This is a genomic window from Paraglaciecola polaris LMG 21857 (genome assembly GCF_000315055.1).
In the GTDB taxonomy this organism is placed as follows: domain Bacteria; phylum Pseudomonadota; class Gammaproteobacteria; order Enterobacterales; family Alteromonadaceae; genus Paraglaciecola; species Paraglaciecola polaris.
Genome location: NZ_BAER01000113.1, coordinates 63,716 through 82,101, shown reverse-complemented (window position 1 = coordinate 82,101; position 18,386 = coordinate 63,716). Strand labels below are relative to the sequence as shown.

15 protein-coding genes are annotated in these 18,386 nt (G+C 45.8%); 10 read left to right on the top strand and 5 right to left on the bottom strand.

The window, feature by feature from the left end; genetic code table 11:
* The 8 genes from GPLA_RS17810 to GPLA_RS17780 all read left to right on the top strand — a co-directional run.
* A partial coding sequence (locus tag GPLA_RS17810) for a PfkB family carbohydrate kinase (protein ID WP_040515293.1) occupies positions 1-478 on the top strand: 478 nt, incomplete at its 5' end.
* A 21-nt stretch (positions 479-499) separates the two neighbouring features.
* The gene (locus tag GPLA_RS17805) at positions 500-1,585 is read left to right on the top strand and encodes a glycoside hydrolase family 117 protein (RefSeq protein ID WP_007106364.1); all 1,086 of its coding nucleotides are present in this window, start codon (positions 500-502) and stop codon (positions 1,583-1,585) included.
* A gap of 40 nt (positions 1,586-1,625) precedes the next feature.
* Positions 1,626-1,895 (top strand): helix-turn-helix domain-containing protein, encoded by a 270-nt coding sequence (locus GPLA_RS17800; protein WP_007106363.1) that lies wholly within the window; start codon positions 1,626-1,628, stop codon positions 1,893-1,895.
* A gap of 544 nt (positions 1,896-2,439) precedes the next feature.
* The gene (locus GPLA_RS17795) at positions 2,440-5,715 is read left to right on the top strand and encodes a TonB-dependent receptor (protein ID WP_407636157.1); all 3,276 of its coding nucleotides are present in this window, start codon (positions 2,440-2,442) and stop codon (positions 5,713-5,715) included.
* A 51-nt stretch (positions 5,716-5,766) separates the two neighbouring features.
* Complete coding sequence (locus tag GPLA_RS24375; protein WP_407636156.1) at positions 5,767-6,111, top strand: hypothetical protein; 345 nt, start codon at positions 5,767-5,769, stop codon at positions 6,109-6,111.
* Positions 6,112-6,184: 73 nt separating this feature from the next.
* Positions 6,185-8,320 carry a hypothetical protein gene (locus tag GPLA_RS17790; RefSeq protein WP_007106362.1) on the top strand — a complete coding sequence of 712 codons (2,136 nt, stop codon included), beginning with the start codon at positions 6,185-6,187 and terminating at the stop codon, positions 8,318-8,320.
* Positions 8,321-8,467: 147 nt separating this feature from the next.
* Complete coding sequence (locus GPLA_RS17785; protein ID WP_007106361.1) at positions 8,468-10,072, top strand: tryptophan halogenase family protein; 1,605 nt, start codon at positions 8,468-8,470, stop codon at positions 10,070-10,072.
* A 50-nt stretch (positions 10,073-10,122) separates the two neighbouring features.
* A complete protein-coding gene (locus GPLA_RS17780) occupies positions 10,123-10,854 on the top strand; it encodes a SapC family protein (RefSeq protein ID WP_040515291.1) in 732 nt (243 codons plus the stop codon).
* Positions 10,855-11,138: 284 nt separating this feature from the next.
* Here GPLA_RS17780 and GPLA_RS17775 read toward each other — a convergent pair whose 3' ends face one another.
* A complete protein-coding gene (locus tag GPLA_RS17775; RefSeq protein ID WP_226993150.1) occupies positions 11,139-12,164 on the bottom strand; it encodes an NHL repeat-containing protein in 1,026 nt (341 codons plus the stop codon).
* 90 nt (positions 12,165-12,254) lie between these two features.
* Entirely contained in the window at positions 12,255-13,037 is a 783-nt protein-coding gene (locus GPLA_RS17770) for a phytanoyl-CoA dioxygenase family protein (RefSeq protein WP_007106358.1), read from the bottom strand.
* Between the two features lie 267 nt (positions 13,038-13,304).
* Between GPLA_RS17770 and GPLA_RS17765 the strand changes: the two genes are divergently transcribed.
* Positions 13,305-14,078: an IclR family transcriptional regulator gene (locus tag GPLA_RS17765; RefSeq protein WP_007106357.1), complete on the top strand. Its 774-nt coding sequence runs from the start codon at positions 13,305-13,307 to the stop codon at positions 14,076-14,078.
* A 193-nt stretch (positions 14,079-14,271) separates the two neighbouring features.
* On the top strand, positions 14,272-15,420 hold the full coding sequence (locus GPLA_RS17760) for a flavin monoamine oxidase family protein (protein WP_007106356.1): 1,149 nt from the start codon (positions 14,272-14,274) through the stop codon (positions 15,418-15,420).
* A gap of 11 nt (positions 15,421-15,431) precedes the next feature.
* Here GPLA_RS17760 and GPLA_RS17755 read toward each other — a convergent pair whose 3' ends face one another.
* The 3 genes from GPLA_RS17755 to GPLA_RS23290 form a co-directional block, all read right to left on the bottom strand.
* Positions 15,432-15,935: a hypothetical protein gene (locus GPLA_RS17755; RefSeq protein WP_007106355.1), complete on the bottom strand. Its 504-nt coding sequence runs from the start codon at positions 15,933-15,935 to the stop codon at positions 15,432-15,434.
* A 191-nt stretch (positions 15,936-16,126) separates the two neighbouring features.
* Entirely contained in the window at positions 16,127-17,254 is a 1,128-nt protein-coding gene (locus GPLA_RS17750) for a M14 family metallopeptidase (protein ID WP_007106354.1), read from the bottom strand.
* 803 nt (positions 17,255-18,057) lie between these two features.
* Positions 18,058-18,222 (bottom strand): DUF2986 domain-containing protein, encoded by a 165-nt coding sequence (locus GPLA_RS23290; protein ID WP_007106353.1) that lies wholly within the window; start codon positions 18,220-18,222, stop codon positions 18,058-18,060.
* Positions 18,223-18,386: the final 164 nt, after the last annotated feature.

The following is an 18,386-nucleotide window of genomic DNA, read 5'->3' as shown; positions in this document are numbered from 1 at the left end:
CGGCAGCAAAATTGCATTTGACCCCAACTATCGGCCTAAAATGTGGCGCAACAAGCAACACGCGAGCCAATGGCTTGAAGCGGCGTACCATGTCAGTGACATAGTGCTACCGGGCACAGAGGATCATCTTGACCTACTCGGTCATCAATCGGTTGACGAAATAGTGGATTTTTGCAATCAACATAGTGTCACTGAATTAGTGATTAAAGCCGGTAAAGAAGGCGTATTTTCCTTTGTTGATGGTCAAGCTAATTGCATGGTGCCTTTCGTCCCCGCTAAATGTCAGCGAGATACCACTGCCGCTGGCGACTCGTTCGCAGGGGTGTATTTGGCTTGCAGAATACGCGGCGAGCAAATAAAAAGCGCGATTGAACAAGCATCCAGTGCAGCAGGGCTCGTCGTTCAGCATCAAGGTGCCATCGTCGAACATGATATTTTCGACGCTTTTCGACGCAACCTTAACCACATATCTAATTAATATTATTGCGGAGCGAAACCCATGAGTAGCGCCAATCAAAAACAAAGCCTAGCAACCAAACGTGCCATCGAACGTGGTTATGACAGCAAAAATGCTGACTGGATGATCGAATTTGACATCAGTCCACTTAAGGGGGATTTCGCGTTCGAGGAAGGCGTAATACGCCGCGACCCGACCTCGGTCATATCGGTTGATGGTATGTACCATTGCTGGTATACCAAAGGAACAGGGGAAACCGTCGGTTTTGGCAGTGAAAACCCTGACGATAAGGTATTTCCTTGGGATCTAACCGAAGTGTGGCATGCCACCTCAGTGGACGCTGAAACGTGGCAAGAACAAGGCCCAGCAATTGAGCGCGGAGCCACGGGTGCGTTTGACGATCGCGCCGTTTTTACCCCAGAAGTGCTGGCCCACGAAGGCAAATATTATCTGGTTTATCAAACCGTTCAGTACCCCTATACCAATCGTCAGATTGAACAGATTGCTATTGCTCATGCCAATTCACCTTACGGACCATGGCAGAAGTCGAGCGCGCCGATACTGAGTCCAGCAATGGACGGAGAATGGTTAGGACAACAAGACAACCGTTTTCACGTTACATCCAAGGGCAGTTTTGATAGTCATAAGGTACACGATCCTTGTTTATTGGTTTTTAATGGTAAATTTCACCTGTACTACAAAGGTGAAACCATGGGCGAAGAAATGAATTTCGGTGGCCGGGAAATCAAACACGGCGTCGCTATTGCTGACGACGTATTAGGACCCTATACCAAGTCTGAATATAACCCGATTAGCAACAGTGGACATGAAGTGGTGGTCTGGAATTATCGTGGCGGCGTAGCCAGCTTACTGACCACAGACGGGCCAGAGAAAAACACCATACAGTTTGCCCCTGATGGCGTTAATTTTGACATTAAAGCCCATATCAAAGGTGCACCAGAAGCCATTGGTTTATTCCGCCCAACAGAGCAAACTGACACCCCTGCCCCAGGCTTACAATGGGGCGTATGTCATAAATACGATAGCAGTTGGAATTGGAATTATATCTGTCGATATCGTTTGAAGAAGCAGGTTCTGGATGCAGGAACCTTTCAAAATAGTAACTAACCAGAACCGTAATTTAGGTACCAAGTAAGGGGATAAACCCATGTATAAAAGCATGCAGTTAATCGATATGTTAAAGAAAAAACATACATTTCGTTCCGACAACGATGTCGCGAAAAAGCTTGGCATATCGCGTTCAGCGGTCAGCCGTTACCGCAACGGCACCGGCTCAATCGATGACAAATTGGCGGTTGAAATTGCCGAAATGTTGACCCTTGATCCGTTTGCTGTCATTGCATCTATGCGCTGCGAACGCGCTGCACGCAACAACAGCCCGACCGATATTAACTTCTGCCGTAAATACGCTGCGTAACAATGACCTGCTTGCAAGCCCGTTTAATTACGGGTCACAGCAGCCCGTGCATTGATTGACGCAAATTCATCAGCCCCAAAGCATGAACGAGCCGCGTTAATATTAAAGGTATTTATCGCCCAGTGGAATGAGGTACATCTAACTTGTCGATTTTACGTGGTTAGTTGGCTTTACTTAACCGCTAAAATCCCCTTCATCACAAGTCAACGCTCGGGTGAAGATTAATTTTCATACCCGCTTTTATCGAAAAAATATCCTTTCTTGTTTCCCCTATTAGCCAACAAAAAAGTAACACATTGAAATTTAAAGAACATTTACATTGTTAACAAAGATCAACCCCAAAACAATGTAAATTGTTAACAAAAAATCTTTGACATTACATATTGCTGATGTTTACATACGCTTTACATTTCATGTGTTACAAAATATTCCTCAAATATTGCGTTAGCCCATACACGTGAAAATGAGTCGGGTAGGTTTAACGATTAACGTTAACCGAGCCTGGGCGAATAACGACATTTATAATTACCGGGAACAATTAACTATGTCTAAAGCATTCACAACACCTTTCAAATTGAGCGCGATCTCAATGGCGGTTTTAATGGCATCCAATGCCATTGGCCAAACTCAAAACGAGCAAAAATCTGAGACGACAACTCAGATTCAAGCTAAATCAGAAGACCCAAGCGATGTTGAAGTTATTGAGATAACGGGACTCAAAAGCAGCCTGAAGAAATCCATTAACGACAAGCGTTTCTCACAGAATTTAGTCGACACCATAAACGCCGAAGATATCGGTAAATCGACGGACCAAAACGTCGCAGACACACTGAGCCGAGTTACAGGTGTGTCATTGGTTACGCGAGATGGTGAAGGCACACAGGTAACAGTGCGCGGCGCCACTGCCAACCAAAACAACATCACCATTAACGGTCAGCAGTTAACCTCGACGGATTTCAGCCAAGCAGTTGATTTAAGTTCTTTTTCTGCGGATATTTTATCAAAACTTGAAGTAGTAAAAACCTCCAGTGCCGATCAAGACGAAGGTTCATTAGGGGCAAATATAAACCTAATCACTCTTAAACCCCTCGATCAGAAAAAAGGCGTACGGTCTTTTACCGCGCAGGGTCGTTATAACGACTTCGCTGAAAAAGAAGATCACAAAGTGCAGTTCACTTTGACTGAGAAGTTCTTCGATGACACATTTGGCGTGGCATTTTCAGCCTATGATGAAACCACCAGCATCCGCCGCGATCAATATCGCGTCGAGCGCTTCGAAGCGTCCACCCTGCTTGACTCAGCCAGTGACTTAAACGGCGAGGCTATTTCCGGTGTCAAAGCGATTAGACACTCGTCTACCCGCTACGAACTGCACCAGAACACCACAGATCGTCAGGGTTTAACCTTAGGTTTGCAGTTCTTGCCTGACGATGTATCTGAAATGACCTTGGACATCACCTATTCAACCCAAGAATACGCTAACCAACAAGACGCAGTGATCACGCGTTCTAGCGCCAACAAAAATTTTGTCGAAGGTGAAAAACCACTGGGGGATCTTCGCCCCGCTGCACCTTTTAGCGATCCACAAAATGACTGGTACGTTATCGATACCGATAACAACACCATGGTACGGGAACTAAACCGCTTCGGCGCTGGAGACTTACAAAGCTCTCAAGGCGGAAATGACCAAACCAATGGTAGTGTGTCATTTACTTACAAACGTGAACTGACTGATATGTTGCGCATGTCGAGTCAAATTGGTTACTCAAAAAGCGAGTCAGAAAGCTTACCCAGTGCATTTGCCGCGATGCAAAACTTCCCTCAAGTGCCTGCGATTAAACTTTACGATGCGGGACGTGACGTAGAGCCGGTTGGATATGACTGTTCTACTGGTGTGTGTAAAATGGTCTTTGGCAGCTCATTTGTCGACTTAGGCGAACAAATTGTCAATCAGGTGGATCCGGATACGGGCTTTTTCACCCCAGGGTATGACGACAACACTGTGCTTACCGGTTATAACCCTGCGGATATCAACTCCCAACACCTCACCTTCTTGAGTGAAAGTGACGTGACCGTCAGCGACGAATTGGCCAATGCTCAACTTGATTTTGAATATGACTTTGAAGGCTTTGGCTTTACCTCGGTTGAATTTGGCGCGAAGGCGACCCAGCGTACAAAAGATGTCGATAACCAAGTTTACCGCTTCAACACGGTAACAGCCACCGACGTTATTGAAGATGAATTTGGTAATCCAGTGGCCATTCCGGGCGGCTCACTGCTTGATATTCGCGCCAACTTGATTGCCCGAGACGGCGGTCTTCCCTATGATGATTTCATGGAATCCCTCGGCTACGATCGCAACGAGGCAACCATCGGCTGGACACCTGTTGATGCAGCCCGCGCCGTCGACTTATTGTTAGATGATGAAAACACGGTCAGAACGCCAAATGATTCAGAGTCACGTATTACCGACATCGACACCCAAGCGTTCTACATCAAAGGTAATTTTGATTTATTTGACGGTCGTTTGACCGGGAATATTGGCTTACGTTATGTCAAAACAGACATTGCAGCAGACGGGTATTCTGGTGCCGATTTCTGGCAATTTACCGAAACCTTAGAGCGTGAATTTGACCGCGTCACCCTGCGTGATCTGCGTGACACCAGTTTACCTGAATGTAAGGCGCCTTTTTTTGCCGATCCTAACCAATCAAAAGGTTACGAAGAGAAATACCAACGGGTAGATGGTCAAGGGTGGGATACCAGCAGTGGCCCAGATACTTCTGGCTGGACACGTATTGCAGACCAAGGGCCCTGTCATGATCCAGCCTTCGCCCAATGGGCAGCGTTCCAGCAAGATCCGTCGCTTCCTGAGCCAGCAGCCAATATTAACTGGTTGAATATGTGGCGCTTTGCTGATGTATCAACCACTCGCAACAATGGTTGGAATGGCGATATCGTATGGGACGGCACTACGCCGCTTGCAAACAATAATGCCAATCAGTTCTCCTCTACCGATGAGCGCAACAGAGAGTTACAATCGTTCCGTTCATCAGACAAACATAGCTACACCAATTTATTGCCTAGCTTGAACCTAAACTACGCCATATCCGATGAAATGGTTGATCGTTTTTCTGTATCAAAAACCATGACACGCCCAGAAATTGACCAATTACGCCCAGGCTTTCAATTAACTGAAAATGGATATTGGGGTTCTGGTAATGCCAATGCTGGCAGCCGAGTATCGCTGTTCAACACCCAACTTTCGCCGCTAGAATCTAAAAACCTCGATGTGTCGTTTGAATGGTACTTTAATGAAACGTCTATGCTCAGCGTCGCGTTATTCCATAAGAATATGTCGAACTTTACTACCGTTGAAAACGCCGTTACCTACCTTAAAGATGTGCGTAGTGTGGACACTCCAGTCAGTGGTAGCGAAATCGTACTGTTGGACAACGATGATGCGGCGAACGATTTTGGTCTAGATGGCTGTATGCCATTGCGTGCCACCGCCGATTTTGGTTGGTCACCGGCGGACCCTACTCGCTTCAGTAACGACTTACGTGATCTGTGCGCCCAATACAGCGTGAGCAAAATTGTTAACGGTAAGGGCGCTAAAATCACGGGTTTGGAGCTCGGTTATGTTCAAACCTATGATTTCTTACCAGGTTTCTTGTCTGGGCTAGGCGTGTCAGCAAACTATACCTATCAAGACAGTAAGTATGATGCAGATCGCTCTAGCATCGACCCATCTAAAACCCTACCGTCGTTTCCCGTAGCTGACACCCCTGAGCATAGCTACAACGCGACTATTTTCTGAGAGCAAGACGGCCATCAAATCCGCCTAGCCTATCGAGGCACCAGCGATTCTTTGGTCGGCACTGATTACAACACCGGCTTCCAAGGACGTACCTGGAACCAAGGTTCTATTTGGAATGAAGGCCGTGGCAATTTGGATCTTTCAGCCTCTTACAAACTGAACGACAACGTAACCTTCTCACTGCAAGCGATCAACTTGTTAGACGACGAATTTAGAACCTATTACACCAGCCGTGAATTAGAAGTACAGCGTATATTTGCTGACAATGATGTGGGTTATCAATTCGTTGCCTTTGAAGAAGGCAACCCTCTGGATGGAGACGCTACTCGTTCACGTACATACACACGCTATAAAGTCGGCACGACCTATCGCTTAGGTGTGAACGTTACGTTTTAAGGTTACGTATTAAAATAGGCATTAGTGAGGTGCGTGACTAGGCGCACCTTACTCACAGCAACGGTATGAAATTATGAAATCAATTCAAACATCAAAATTTTTATTGGCAGGCGTCGCGTGTTCAGTTATTACAGCCTGTGGTGGCAGTGGCGGCGGCAGTTCGACACCTGCAGTATCAAGTAATTCTCCTGCCCATGGCGGCGATATTATGCTGACGTATTCAGAGAAAGACCCATTCAAACGACTTTTTCTATTAGGTACACCCACAGGTGAAAATAGTGGTTCAGGTGTGGTTACCGACATGGACGGCGACATTCTGCGCGTAACGAACATCAACTCAAACCTAACAGATATGACCGGCTTTGAGTTAGACGGGCTATATCTTGGTATAAGACCGGATGCTATTGCCCCCTCACTCGATACGGATGAGACGTTAACGATGGCCCTCACCTACGATATCACTGACGGCAGCAATAGCACTGCCCGTTCAGCGACTATCACCATAATCGGCGAAGATGTAGCTCCTGTCGCTGAAGACGACTTAGTGGGCAACTTTACTCGCGACGCTGGAATGGGAGTGGTTGATTTGCTTAAAGGTGTTGTGGATGGCGATGAAGAGCCACTCACCGCATTTGATGTAACCGCAGACCCCAATAACCCTTACACCATCCCCTTTACCATCAACGAAGATAACCAGTTAGAGTTAGATGTGAGTGTGGTTGAAACGCAAATCCCTGACGGGGAAAAAGTCACGTTCAACTACACCTATAAAGTCAAAGATCATCGTTTTGAGATCGATCGCAACTTAGTCATTAATGTACTGGGCGTGCAAGACATTCCGGGTGCGCCCCTTATTCTAAATTACTTCCTCGAAGCGAGCGCTAATGAAACGGACACAGTACAAGCCTATGATTTAGCAAAAGAAGCTGTTGACCGAGAAGATGATGCGATTGTCATCGACAACCTCACATTAGATGGCGAAACCGACCTACCTTACGGTGTTGAGCTTACTGGCAACATGCTGTCCGTTGACCCCCACGCCTTTTTTAATGAAATAGATACTGGTCAAAGCAAAGTACTGTCATTTCTGTTCAACATTGCCGACGATGCAGGCAATACTGCTGATGGGCAAAGAAGCTTGGCGGTCACCATTAACGGTGAAGAAACGAATTTAGTCAAAGCGGCGGGGTTCAACGCTGATTTTGAAGATGCTGCACAAGTCGGTCCGCTTGATGCAACCAACAACACGGGCGGCTTTGTGTGGGGCTGGGCTGGCTGGGCGTGCCCGGATCCCGAAATCAACACGGCTTCAGCGCGTACCGGTGATTACGGCATGCACATGCAGGGCAGTTTTTGTCATTTCGAACTACAGAATATCGTGACATCACTAGAAGATAATCAAAAGTACGCCATGTCATACTGGTTAAATAACGCGGCCTCTAACGGCGCAAGCGGCAATCCTTTTGTACCCCTATTTACGACAGTACCAGAAGGCTCGAGCCTAGATAATCGGTTCTGGTTAGGCGGTCGTTACTTCGATCAGTCACTCAACACCTGGATGGAACACGTGCAGATTATTGATACCGGTGAGACAGGCGCCTGGGATGGTTATGAAACCCTGCCCGTGCATTTTGGTTTATTAAAGTACGACGATTCATACGCAGGTGGTGATCACAGCATCGACGACTTAAATATGGTCAAGTATGGCCACTATGATACCGCAATGCATGACATGTTATTGGACGAAGTTGGCTTGTTTGATAACGCAGAAACCATTGTCAGCGACGGCGGCATCGTTGAAATTCGCGACCTTGATGGTATGCAAAAATTATTCGTTGATACCACGGGTACCACAGATGGCGTGACGATTAGCCTACCCATCAAAGCTGGCGCGATCCAAGCCGGCGGGCGTTATGCTGTCATGGTGGATGCTCAACTCATCAACCACGATGTCTTGTATACAGCGGGTGAAAGCACGGTTGTTCTATACGAGCTAAACTTGTCCAATGGCACTGAATCCATTGCAGCAAATGGCAGCGGCACCACCAAAGGTGTAGAAAACACAACGTCAGACATCATTATTACAGAAGAGTTTGGCCGCAGCGCAGCAGTCGATTGGTCCCAAGAAACCATGACGCTAAACCTTGTATTGAGCGAGACAGATGCCCAATATTATATCGACAACGTGCGTTTAATCGCTATTCCTTAACTTCGAATAGATGAACTTAGTACGCTCGATTAAAGCCCTATGAATATTTTTCATTGGGCTTTTCATTTGCTGCCACTGCTTGGAAATTATGGGCCGATGTTCGGCGATTTGATGCTAAGCAAACAAACGTTCAAAAGGCGAAAATGAGTGCAACAGAGTAACCCTATAAAACATGTCGTAATTGTTGGCGGTGGCACTGCAGGTTGGCTTACTGCGGGTTTACTCGCTGCCCGTTTGTCTTCGCGAATAAATAATAGTGAACTGACTATCACCTTGTGTGAATCCCCCGACATGCCCACTGTAGGTGTGGGTGAAGGCAGTTGGCCCACGCTTCGCAGCACGTTACACACAATAGGCATATCGGAAACGGATTTTATTCGCCAGTGCAATGTGTCATTTAAACAGGGCTCGCGTTTTATTCATTGGGAAAATGAACATTCTAGCCAGTACGATCACCCTTTTGATGTGCCAGAACAAGCAAGCCATGGGGCACAAGCCCAGCATTGGTTGCACACCAACAAGCAAGTTCCCTTTAGTCAAGCTTATTGCCTGCAAAGTGCACTAGCAAATCAACGCCTAGCGCCAAAGCTGATCACCACCACTGAATACAGCGGATTCGCCAATTACGGTTACCACTTAGACGCAGGCCTATTCGCCAAGTTATTACGTGAGCATTGCGTTAATAGTTTGCAGGTTAAGCACATACCAGCCAAGGTTAAACACGTTATTCAAGATCAAAACGGTGACATTTCAGGCTTGCAGCTGGCAGAAGCAGAAGCAGAAAGATTACCGACGACTAAGCCACCAACAAGTAATAGCCGCTTAACCCCTCTCACTGGGGATTTATTTATAGACTGCACAGGTTTCAGTGCACTTCTGTTAGGGCAAACACTGGGCGTCAAGAATACGCCTGTGAATGACGTTCTATTTGCCAACAATGCCATCGCGACACATGTTCCTTACGCGACTGACCAAGACCCAATTGAATCATTTACTTTATCAACTGCCCAAGACAGCGGCTGGATATGGGATATAGGTTTGCCTAACCGTCGTGGCGTCGGTTATGTATACAGCGACCGTTATACCGATGATGAAAGCGCAAAAGACACATTATTGCAGTACATACAGCAACGTCATCAGGATACCGACTCACTTTCCTTTAAACATATCCGCTTCACCCCAGGTTATAAACAGCAGTTTTGGAAAAATAACTGTGTGGCCATTGGTTTATCAGCTGGGTTTATTGAGCCCTTAGAAGCATCCGCTATTGTGCTGGTTGAGATGTCAGCCAATATGTTAGCCGAACAATTCCCTGCAACGCGCCAGAGTATGGGCATAGTAGCCGAGCGGTTTAATCAAACCTTTAGCTATCGCTGGCAACGTATCATCGATTTTTTAAAACTGCATTATGTGCTGAGTAAACGCCCCTCCGCTTTTTGGAAAGATAACAGAGCCGAGCGCTCAATTCCCGCCTCACTCAAAAAGCTATTACTCATATGGCGTCACAAAGTGCCGGATTTTGCCGATTTTCCGGCTAGGGATGAAGTGTTTCAGGCTGCCAGTTATCAGTTTGTGTTGTACGGCGCAGGATTCAAAAGCAATTTGCTTTGCACACCAGACCCGCGAATGCTTGAGTCCAGCGAACAACTCTTTTCATCGATTCAAAGCTTTACAACACAGCTAACAGATAAAGCGATAAGCAATCGCGCGCTAATAAACAAGATATATAGATACGGCTTGCAAAAGATCTGACATTTGCACGGTATCAGTTCCTTTTAATAAACAAAAATAAGAAGAAAGAAATGACAAAATTGCAACTCTTAAGCCCTCAGGAACACGGCCAACTCAGAATCATTCAAGGAGAATACCTCGACCCAAGCTTTGCGGTTAACCTAAGCACAGTGATGGTGTCTGAGTTAGCATTTCTCGCACACGAATATCCGCTATTTTTCTACAAATCGGCGCGCAGTGGCGAATTCCAACTAGCGGCATTACTCGGGTTTGAATCTGGGCAAAACCTGTTTTTAGATAATGGCAATTGGATGTCCCGCTATGTGCCACTTGATATTCAGCGCCGCCCTTTTCAGTTGCATGTACCTGACGCCAGCGCGGTTAATCACGCCTCTATACAAACAGGTGTGCCTACCTCTGGGCATTTAGCCATAGATCCAACAAGTCCGCAGTTTTCTGAGACTAAGGGCGAGTCACTTTATAACGACGATAGTTCAGCGACAGTTACTTTATTGCATTACCAAACGCTATTTTCTCATTTACTCAGCGCCAGCGAACAAACCAGAAGTGTCATAGCCACACTAGTGCAGCACGAGTTACTCGAAGCAATTGAATTAAACGTAACGCTCAAAAATGGTGATATTACGCTTAACGACTTGTACGCGGTTAACGTTAAAAAACTCAATGGATTAACGGGAGAAACTCTGCAAGCCTGCCACGACAAAGGCGTGTTGCAAGTATGTCATTTGTTGATGAGTTCAGGGGCTCACTTAGAAATGATGATAGAGCGCGCCAATAAGTAACGTAAACCCTATTCCTGTACCAATACTCTTATACCTGTACCAATATCGATGAAACAGGATGAAGAGCTTAGGGCCAGGACAAACAACTTAAGATCATAACGTAGCAATACGTGTTAAAACCTGAGCATCTTCAAGGTATTACCCCGCCCCAGGTAGCCCCAGGTAGCATTAGCCCACTGAGGTTCATAGCCAAAACGCTACATTTTCGCCTATGAACACCAAACCCGCACAAGAGGGTCTCTTTTTTAAATATGTTTTGCTTCGTTTAAGCAGCTGCCCCATGTTTACAGGCGCTCTAGCTTCATGGGGTAACTTTGATTTGCATTCCATTGGCCCACGTAAAGATTGCCGTCATCATCCACGCATAAACCGTGGCAATGGTTAAACACATCCCAAGTAGTTTGCATCGGCTGTAACACTCCGTTGACATACTCTGGCGGCGTTCCACCGATATTTGCAACCACGCGATTGTCTTTATCAAACACGCTGATGAAACCTGAATCGTCTTGGTTTTTACCATCAATGTGCGACCAGCATACCGGCGCGTAAAAATGCTCGCCTTTAAAGATAGGCCCACCAATATATGCCCCGTTGGCATCAATAGTGCCCAAATACTCTCCACTTAGGGTAAAGCGTTTTAAGCATTGTGCCCCTCTGGAGCTAACAATCAGCTCAGGTGTGTTTGTGCGCTTATCTATGCCAATACCATGGGTATTCGATAGATTGTAGTTTGCATCGATATTGTCGTGTCCACCCCAGTGCCGTATATAACGTCCTTGGGAATCATATTGCAGTAAATAGTCTGAGCCGTAGCCGTCGGTCACGTACATATCGCCCTTATCACTGATGGCGATATCTGTTGGCCTAAAAGGCTGATCTGGGCGGTAAGCGCCGTAGGTTTGAGGATGACCAATACTGAATATCAGTCGCCCAGCCATATCCAATTTCGCGATAAAGCCAGATTGGGCAACAACGCGATTAAACGGCGAATCCCATGCCTCAGTTGAGTGGCCATCCCATAATCGGTTACGTATCCAGCCACTGTCAACAAGATACATAAAATCTTCGCCGTTCTCGTTGACTATCTTCACGCTGTGCCCGCCTGGCATATGGGTGCTGAACGTATCGAGCACCTTGCCATCTCGGCTGTAGATCACGATATTATTGCGCGGCTCGTCAGTCATCATTACAACTCGGCCTTTTGAATCAATTGCTAAGCCGTGGCAGTTTTCAACAGGTATTTTCGCTCTGTCCACCCGGCCCCAGTGGGCATCTACGCGGTACTTGAATGACCCTTGGCCAACAATCATACCGTGTGGATCACGCTTAGATTTGGGTAACACCCAACCTGCGCGCAACGCATCGTTTTTTGTCACTGTTTTTTCCAGACCCAATGTCACTTAACTAGCCTGCGCTGCAGAGGTTTCTTGCCAATTCAGTATGGCGTTATCATCAACGGGACTAAAGGGATAAACTTTGGCTTCATTTTCTTTAAATGACTGATTACTCAGTGCATTGTACGCACATATCATTGACCAACGCGGCTCAGCGGCACGGTTTTGATTAGATTTATGCAACAAATTACAATGGAAAAACAACACGTCGCCTGGCTCAAGTTCAACGTTGATCAATTCGAGATATTTCATGGCCTCTTCGACAAACTCCAGCGCAGCGCCTTTTTGATCGCCTGTTTTACTGTGGTCAAGACGTCCTAAATGATGTGAACCTTTCAAAACCTGTAAACAGCCATTCTCTTGGCTTGCCCGGTTAATCGCCACCATGCAACTTATCGCTTTTGGATACAGCATGTAGTTATCTCTGTGCCAGTAGCCAAAATCTTGATGCCACTCCCAAGCGCCACCCACAAAGGGCTCTTTCATCATGATCTTGGTGCTGGTGTGATAGATAGGCTCGCCTATCAAGGTTTCACACACATCTGCTAACCTGCGACTACGGGAAAACATACTGTATAAATCATCGCCAGTTTCTTGCCACAAGCAAACTTTGCTTACTGCACCACCGGCGTCTTTCTTTTGCCAAGCGCGCTCATTTAATGAATCGTCATTGAATGCTTTTTCCTGTAGACGTTTAATTTCTTGCTCGTGGTAGTAGCCGCGAGCGATAACGTAACCATCGCGATGAAAATCTGCAATTTGTTGCTCAGTTAATGTGATGTTACTCATAGTTTTATCCTCATCGTAGTGAAAATCATTTCGTCAACACTTTAGATCTATTGTTAACGCCTTTGGTTTATTGTTAACAATGATTAATGATCTCACTCTTAAAAACAAGTTTTAATTTATATAAAAATATAAGATTTAAATATAAATAACAAAATCAGTATTATGCTAATATCAACCCAACAGAAAATTTCCCTAACGTCAGCACTCCGACTAGGCACAAGTCCTGACTGAGGATAAAATGAAGTTCAATATTGATAGGAGTGTGCTTTGCAAAACGACAAACCTGCCACCAAATACGCCGTTCCGGCACTGGATAAAGGCTTAGATATTCTCGAATACCTAGCTGCTCAGGGAATACCTCGCTCACAAAGTGAAATTGCCCAAGGCTTGGGACGTAGTCCAAATGAAATATTTAGGGTGTTGGTGGGGCTAGAAGCCAGAGGCTATTTACTTCGCGACGATACCTCAGGGCGTTACCGCATGTCGTTTAAGTTATATAACTTATCGCGCAGTATCTCGCCCATTGATCAAATGCGCCAATGTGCTCTGCCTTATATGGAAGACTTAGCCGTGAAAATTGGCCAGTCGTGTTATTTGTGCATGTTGTATCAAAGCCAAACCATGGTCATAGTGCAAGCCCGCAGCCATAGCCCTATTTTTCTTAATATTACTGAGGGGTCATTATTCCCTACCCGCACCTCAACATCAGGCAAGATGTTACTGGCCAATAGCAACGATGCGGTGCGCGATATGTTGTTAGAGCATGATGCTGAGTTTTCAGCTTTTAACGCTCAGCAACGTAAAGACGTGTTAAGTGAGCTGGTAGAGATTAAAAATAGCGGAATACTGCAACAGCATAATGCCCTAATTGACGGTGTCACCGACGTGGCCGTGCTCGTAGGTGAGCCAGAGGGTCAAGTCATTGCATCTCTTGCTGTGTCATCCCTTAACAGCCACCTTAGTAAGCCCCTTGACCAAGCAAGTTTACTCACCCAGCTTAGCGCCACAGCAAAAATTATCACCCTACAGCTAGGCTGCTAACCTGCTGTTTTATCCTTTAGTGAAGGCTATCATTTAGCGAGCGTCCAGCGGCATTTTTGCTACGATTGCACCGGCGATAACAGACGTTGCAACACCTCAAGCAGATGACGAGCGGTTGACTTTCACGCCTTGCCAACCCAAACTACCTACTGGTAGATACATAACACAAAAATTGGCGTAACGAGGACACACAGTGCAACACAGCAAAGTGATCATAGTCGGAGGCGGTTTAGCTGGCTTATATGCGGCGAGCAAATTAGAAGAGTTAAATATTCCGTATTTGCTACTTGAAGCACAATCGCATTTAGGCGGTCGAATAAAGGCGGCAACAGCTGCTCCTAAGCCAAACGGTTCCTCAAGCCACGACCTCGGCCCGACTTGGATTTTTCCTCATCAAAGTAAAATGCAAGCCTTAGCTAAAGGACTACAAGTAAACTTATTCGAACAATACGCAATCGGTGATGTACTTTTTCAGGCGCCAAACTCGGTGCAGCCAAAGCAAATTGCTGGAGCAGGTGACATGCAGCTATTTCGCGTTGAAGCAGGTATGTATCAACTAATAGATAAATTATACAGCCAGCTTGTTAACGCTGGTGCCGCGCACAAAATCAAGCGCTCCCACTGGGTTAACAAAATTGAAAAAGACCACATAAAGAACCTATGGCAGCTAACGGTTTCTGAATTCGGCCAAGGCCAGCGTGATAACACGATAAGCGATACTAGCGAGCACATCAGCTTCAGCGCAGAGCATTTGTTGTTAGCCTTGCCACCACGAATAATCCAACGAGACTTTGCAGTACATACTTGGGGTTCTGCTTTACTTGAGCAACGTTTACGTTCGGTACCCACCTGGATGGCGGCCCAAGCAAAATTTATTGCTACCTATCCACGACCTTTTTGGCGTGAAAAAGGGTTATCGGGACAAGCGTTTAGTCAGGTGGGTCCCATGGTCGAAATACACGATGCCAGTGCCACCGAAAATTCCGGTTATGCCCTATTTGGTTTTATCGGCATACCAGCCATTCGACGCAAGGGTATCACTGAGCAACAATTAATTCAGGCTTGCTTGGATCAGCTTGCCTTCTTTTACGGGGACGACGCCTATAGTACCCAAAGCTGCCATATAAAAGACTGGAGCCAAGATCCCTTTACTGCCACAGAACAGGACATTAATGAATCCACAAAACATCCCGAATTTAACTATAACGGCTTGGATCATGAGCTGCAGTCACTCAAACTGTATCTGGCGGCAAGCGAATTCGCTCGTCACGACCCAGGTTATTTAGAGGGTGCGCTAGATGCTGCCGAGCGTGTTATTGAGCAGATAAGTAACGACATTTAACCTATCACGGCTTACATACCAAAGGGATGTTTTATGTTGTCTGGAACATTTACGCCTAAAGCGTCTACCGTTTGCGCTGAGAGCAATGATTGTTGTGCTTCTTGCTGTGCGGCGCGCTCACTGGCTTGCTTAACTAAATCTTGCATGAGTTGAGTCAATACATCGATTCGCTCGTTAAGTAATTCAAGTCTTTGTCGCTGAGCGTCAGTCAGTGTCGTTTTACCTTTGAGGCCGTCTTGTTCAGCTTCTAATGCTTTGAGCTCTTGCTTAATTTCATCAAGGGTTTGTTTGTCCACCCCCAGTCTATTGGCCAGTATGTATTCAAAAATATCTTCTGAAAACGTAGGGCTATTGTTGTTTTCCTCTTGCGTAGGCACCTGAGACACTTGCTCATGTGTTATTGATTGCTGAACAGCTAACTCGGTGGCAAAGGCTTGCCCATCGCTGGCATTAGGTTGTGTACTTTTGCCATACTCCCGTTGCCACTGTGCGTATTCAGTACTGGTGACTATCATGGATTTATCCTTTTTAGCAGCCGTGAGGTTCTAGGCACCCGCTGTCACACTAAGCGCAGCGTAAGGCACCTATATTCATTTCCTTGCAGTGATAGCAAGAAAAGCGCCAACATCAGCGAAAAATAATTCAATCGGGCCAAATCCAATAAGGTGCAATATTAAACCTACAGGGGATGGCTGAAAAACCCATATTAGGTTTTTTGAAACAAGGATTTAATCGGCGCTAAAATGTGTTTTCCTAACAATTTTGAGCGCTGGGGACTCCAACCTGAAACGGCATCGCTACGATATTTGTTATCGGTAAACGGCATCTCTAACGTTAAGGATAAACAGTTAAAACGTGCACCAATCTGAAAACCTGCAATGTTAAGTGGGGCTTCGTTTGGTTCACATGCAGGGTAACCATCATCCACGCAAAAATCTCCGCTGGCCTTAGCTAATTCAGCTTTAAACTGACGTTCCCTGGCTTGAAGTGCATCATTGTAACTGGGGATCCCTTCACAGCCCTGAATAAAGGCAAAGGGCACATCTTCATCACCATGAATGTCCAAAAATAAATCTACCCCCGTATTTGCCATATGCTGCAGTACAAAGTGACTTTCTGGCGCCTGTTGCTTATCTGGGTTTAACCAAGCGCGGTTAAGGTCTATTCCCATACCGTTTGTGCGTAAGTTACCCGCAACGGACCCATCGGGATTCATATTCGCGACTAAATAGAAGTTACATGTCGCTAATACACTCTGGTGTAATTGGCGTTCTTCACCCAGTAACGCTTCAAGCAAGCCTTCCATAAACCATTCAGCCATGGTTTCTGCTGGATGCTGGCGAGCAATGATCCACACGCTTTTCGGCGCTTGTGCAGCACCAGCGATTTTTAAAATCTCAATTTGATGATTATCTGGCGTTTCATATGACGCGAACAATTCACACTGGCGTTGGCTTAAAGACCAAGCGATCAGATCCTGATGACGCTCATAACTGTAAGGCGCAAACAAGGCAACATAGACCACGTCGGTTGCTGGTGTTAGGGAAAATTGTAATTGCCTGTCTTTAAACTGAGTGCTGAGCCGGGTCCAGTTTTGTCGATCGTGAGACGTCACCAAGGTACACGTTGGCCAAGCTTCGGGGTACGTTGCCTGATCAGCATTGACAATACTAAACTGGCACGGCGTGCTCTTCCCCCCGGTTAAACGAAAGTAAAACCATTGGCAGTGATCATCTGACTGACTATCTTTACGAATTTTCAACCTGATATTGTCTGGGTTCTTAACATCAACAACTATGATGTTGCCACCATCAAAATTCGCATCAACTTTCATCTTTAGCCCTCACATTAAAACCTAACCGTACCCTCGCTTTAACAGCTGTACAACTTTATTCATCGAGCCTGCGATAATTCAAAATAAGATTTTTAAAACACTGGCAAAACACGCTTTAAATATTGGTAACCCAAACGCCATTGCGCTACGTCGTCTCTGGTATTCACTGCCTGCCCTTTTTGACAAAGGACAGCTCTTTTATTTCCCCACAGTCGCTTCGGCCCGAATTTTATGCAGCCTTCGATTAATAAGTCGGCGAAAAATTATCTTTTAATAGGCGGTTAATAAATGAAATAGTTTAATTTGAGGTGCTTTGCAGGCAGCGTGCTATGCCGCAATTGGTTTGAAGTTTGTGTAACTGATTTAGGCAAACGTTAAGCCGACTGACGTAATGCTCGGACCTTGTCCATCCCTCGCAACCGTTAATCTTGGCTATGTGGCTAAAGGCATTCATTATTTGCTCAGCTCCTGGGGCATAACAAAAATGTTTTTCACATTCAGTTGTCAACGTTTACCACTGTGCTGAACCCAAACCCAATCCCAAACGTTCTACAATAAAGCCTTGTTCAGGTTCAATATAACCCGCTTTATCATTCTGACTACTGCGGTCACAACTAACTCACCATAATCTGTTATATCAAACACAAGACCTTTGCCATTGCTTGCCGATGGCCGTCAACAAAGGCCAGTCATTGCTTAGGTTGTGGCAACGGCGTAAAGCTTCTTCGATATACCAGCAACCGAACGCATTAACCTGAATAGCGATTTTTTGCCGACCTACGCTTGGAGCAAGCGCGGCAATTTTATTCTGTGTCAGCTTGGCCGTTATTCTCAGACTCAGCGACTTGTTCTAGCTTTGCTCGTTCAGCTTTAGAAACGTAGCCCGACTTTTTCTTACCGCTACTCTTTGCCGCCACGGCTTTAATTCGTTTTTTATGGATTTGGGTTAACTTCTTCTTTCTATTCATGAAAATATCTTAATATAAATGGGGGTAGGTGTAATTCTAATGACGCTGTAAACCTGTCATTTTCGCCATTATAGCCTATCAATTATCCGCTGGTACTTTTCTTTCAGTACCCACTTACAAAAGCTGTTAATATGCGCGCGAAAACTACTTAGCATTGATGATCA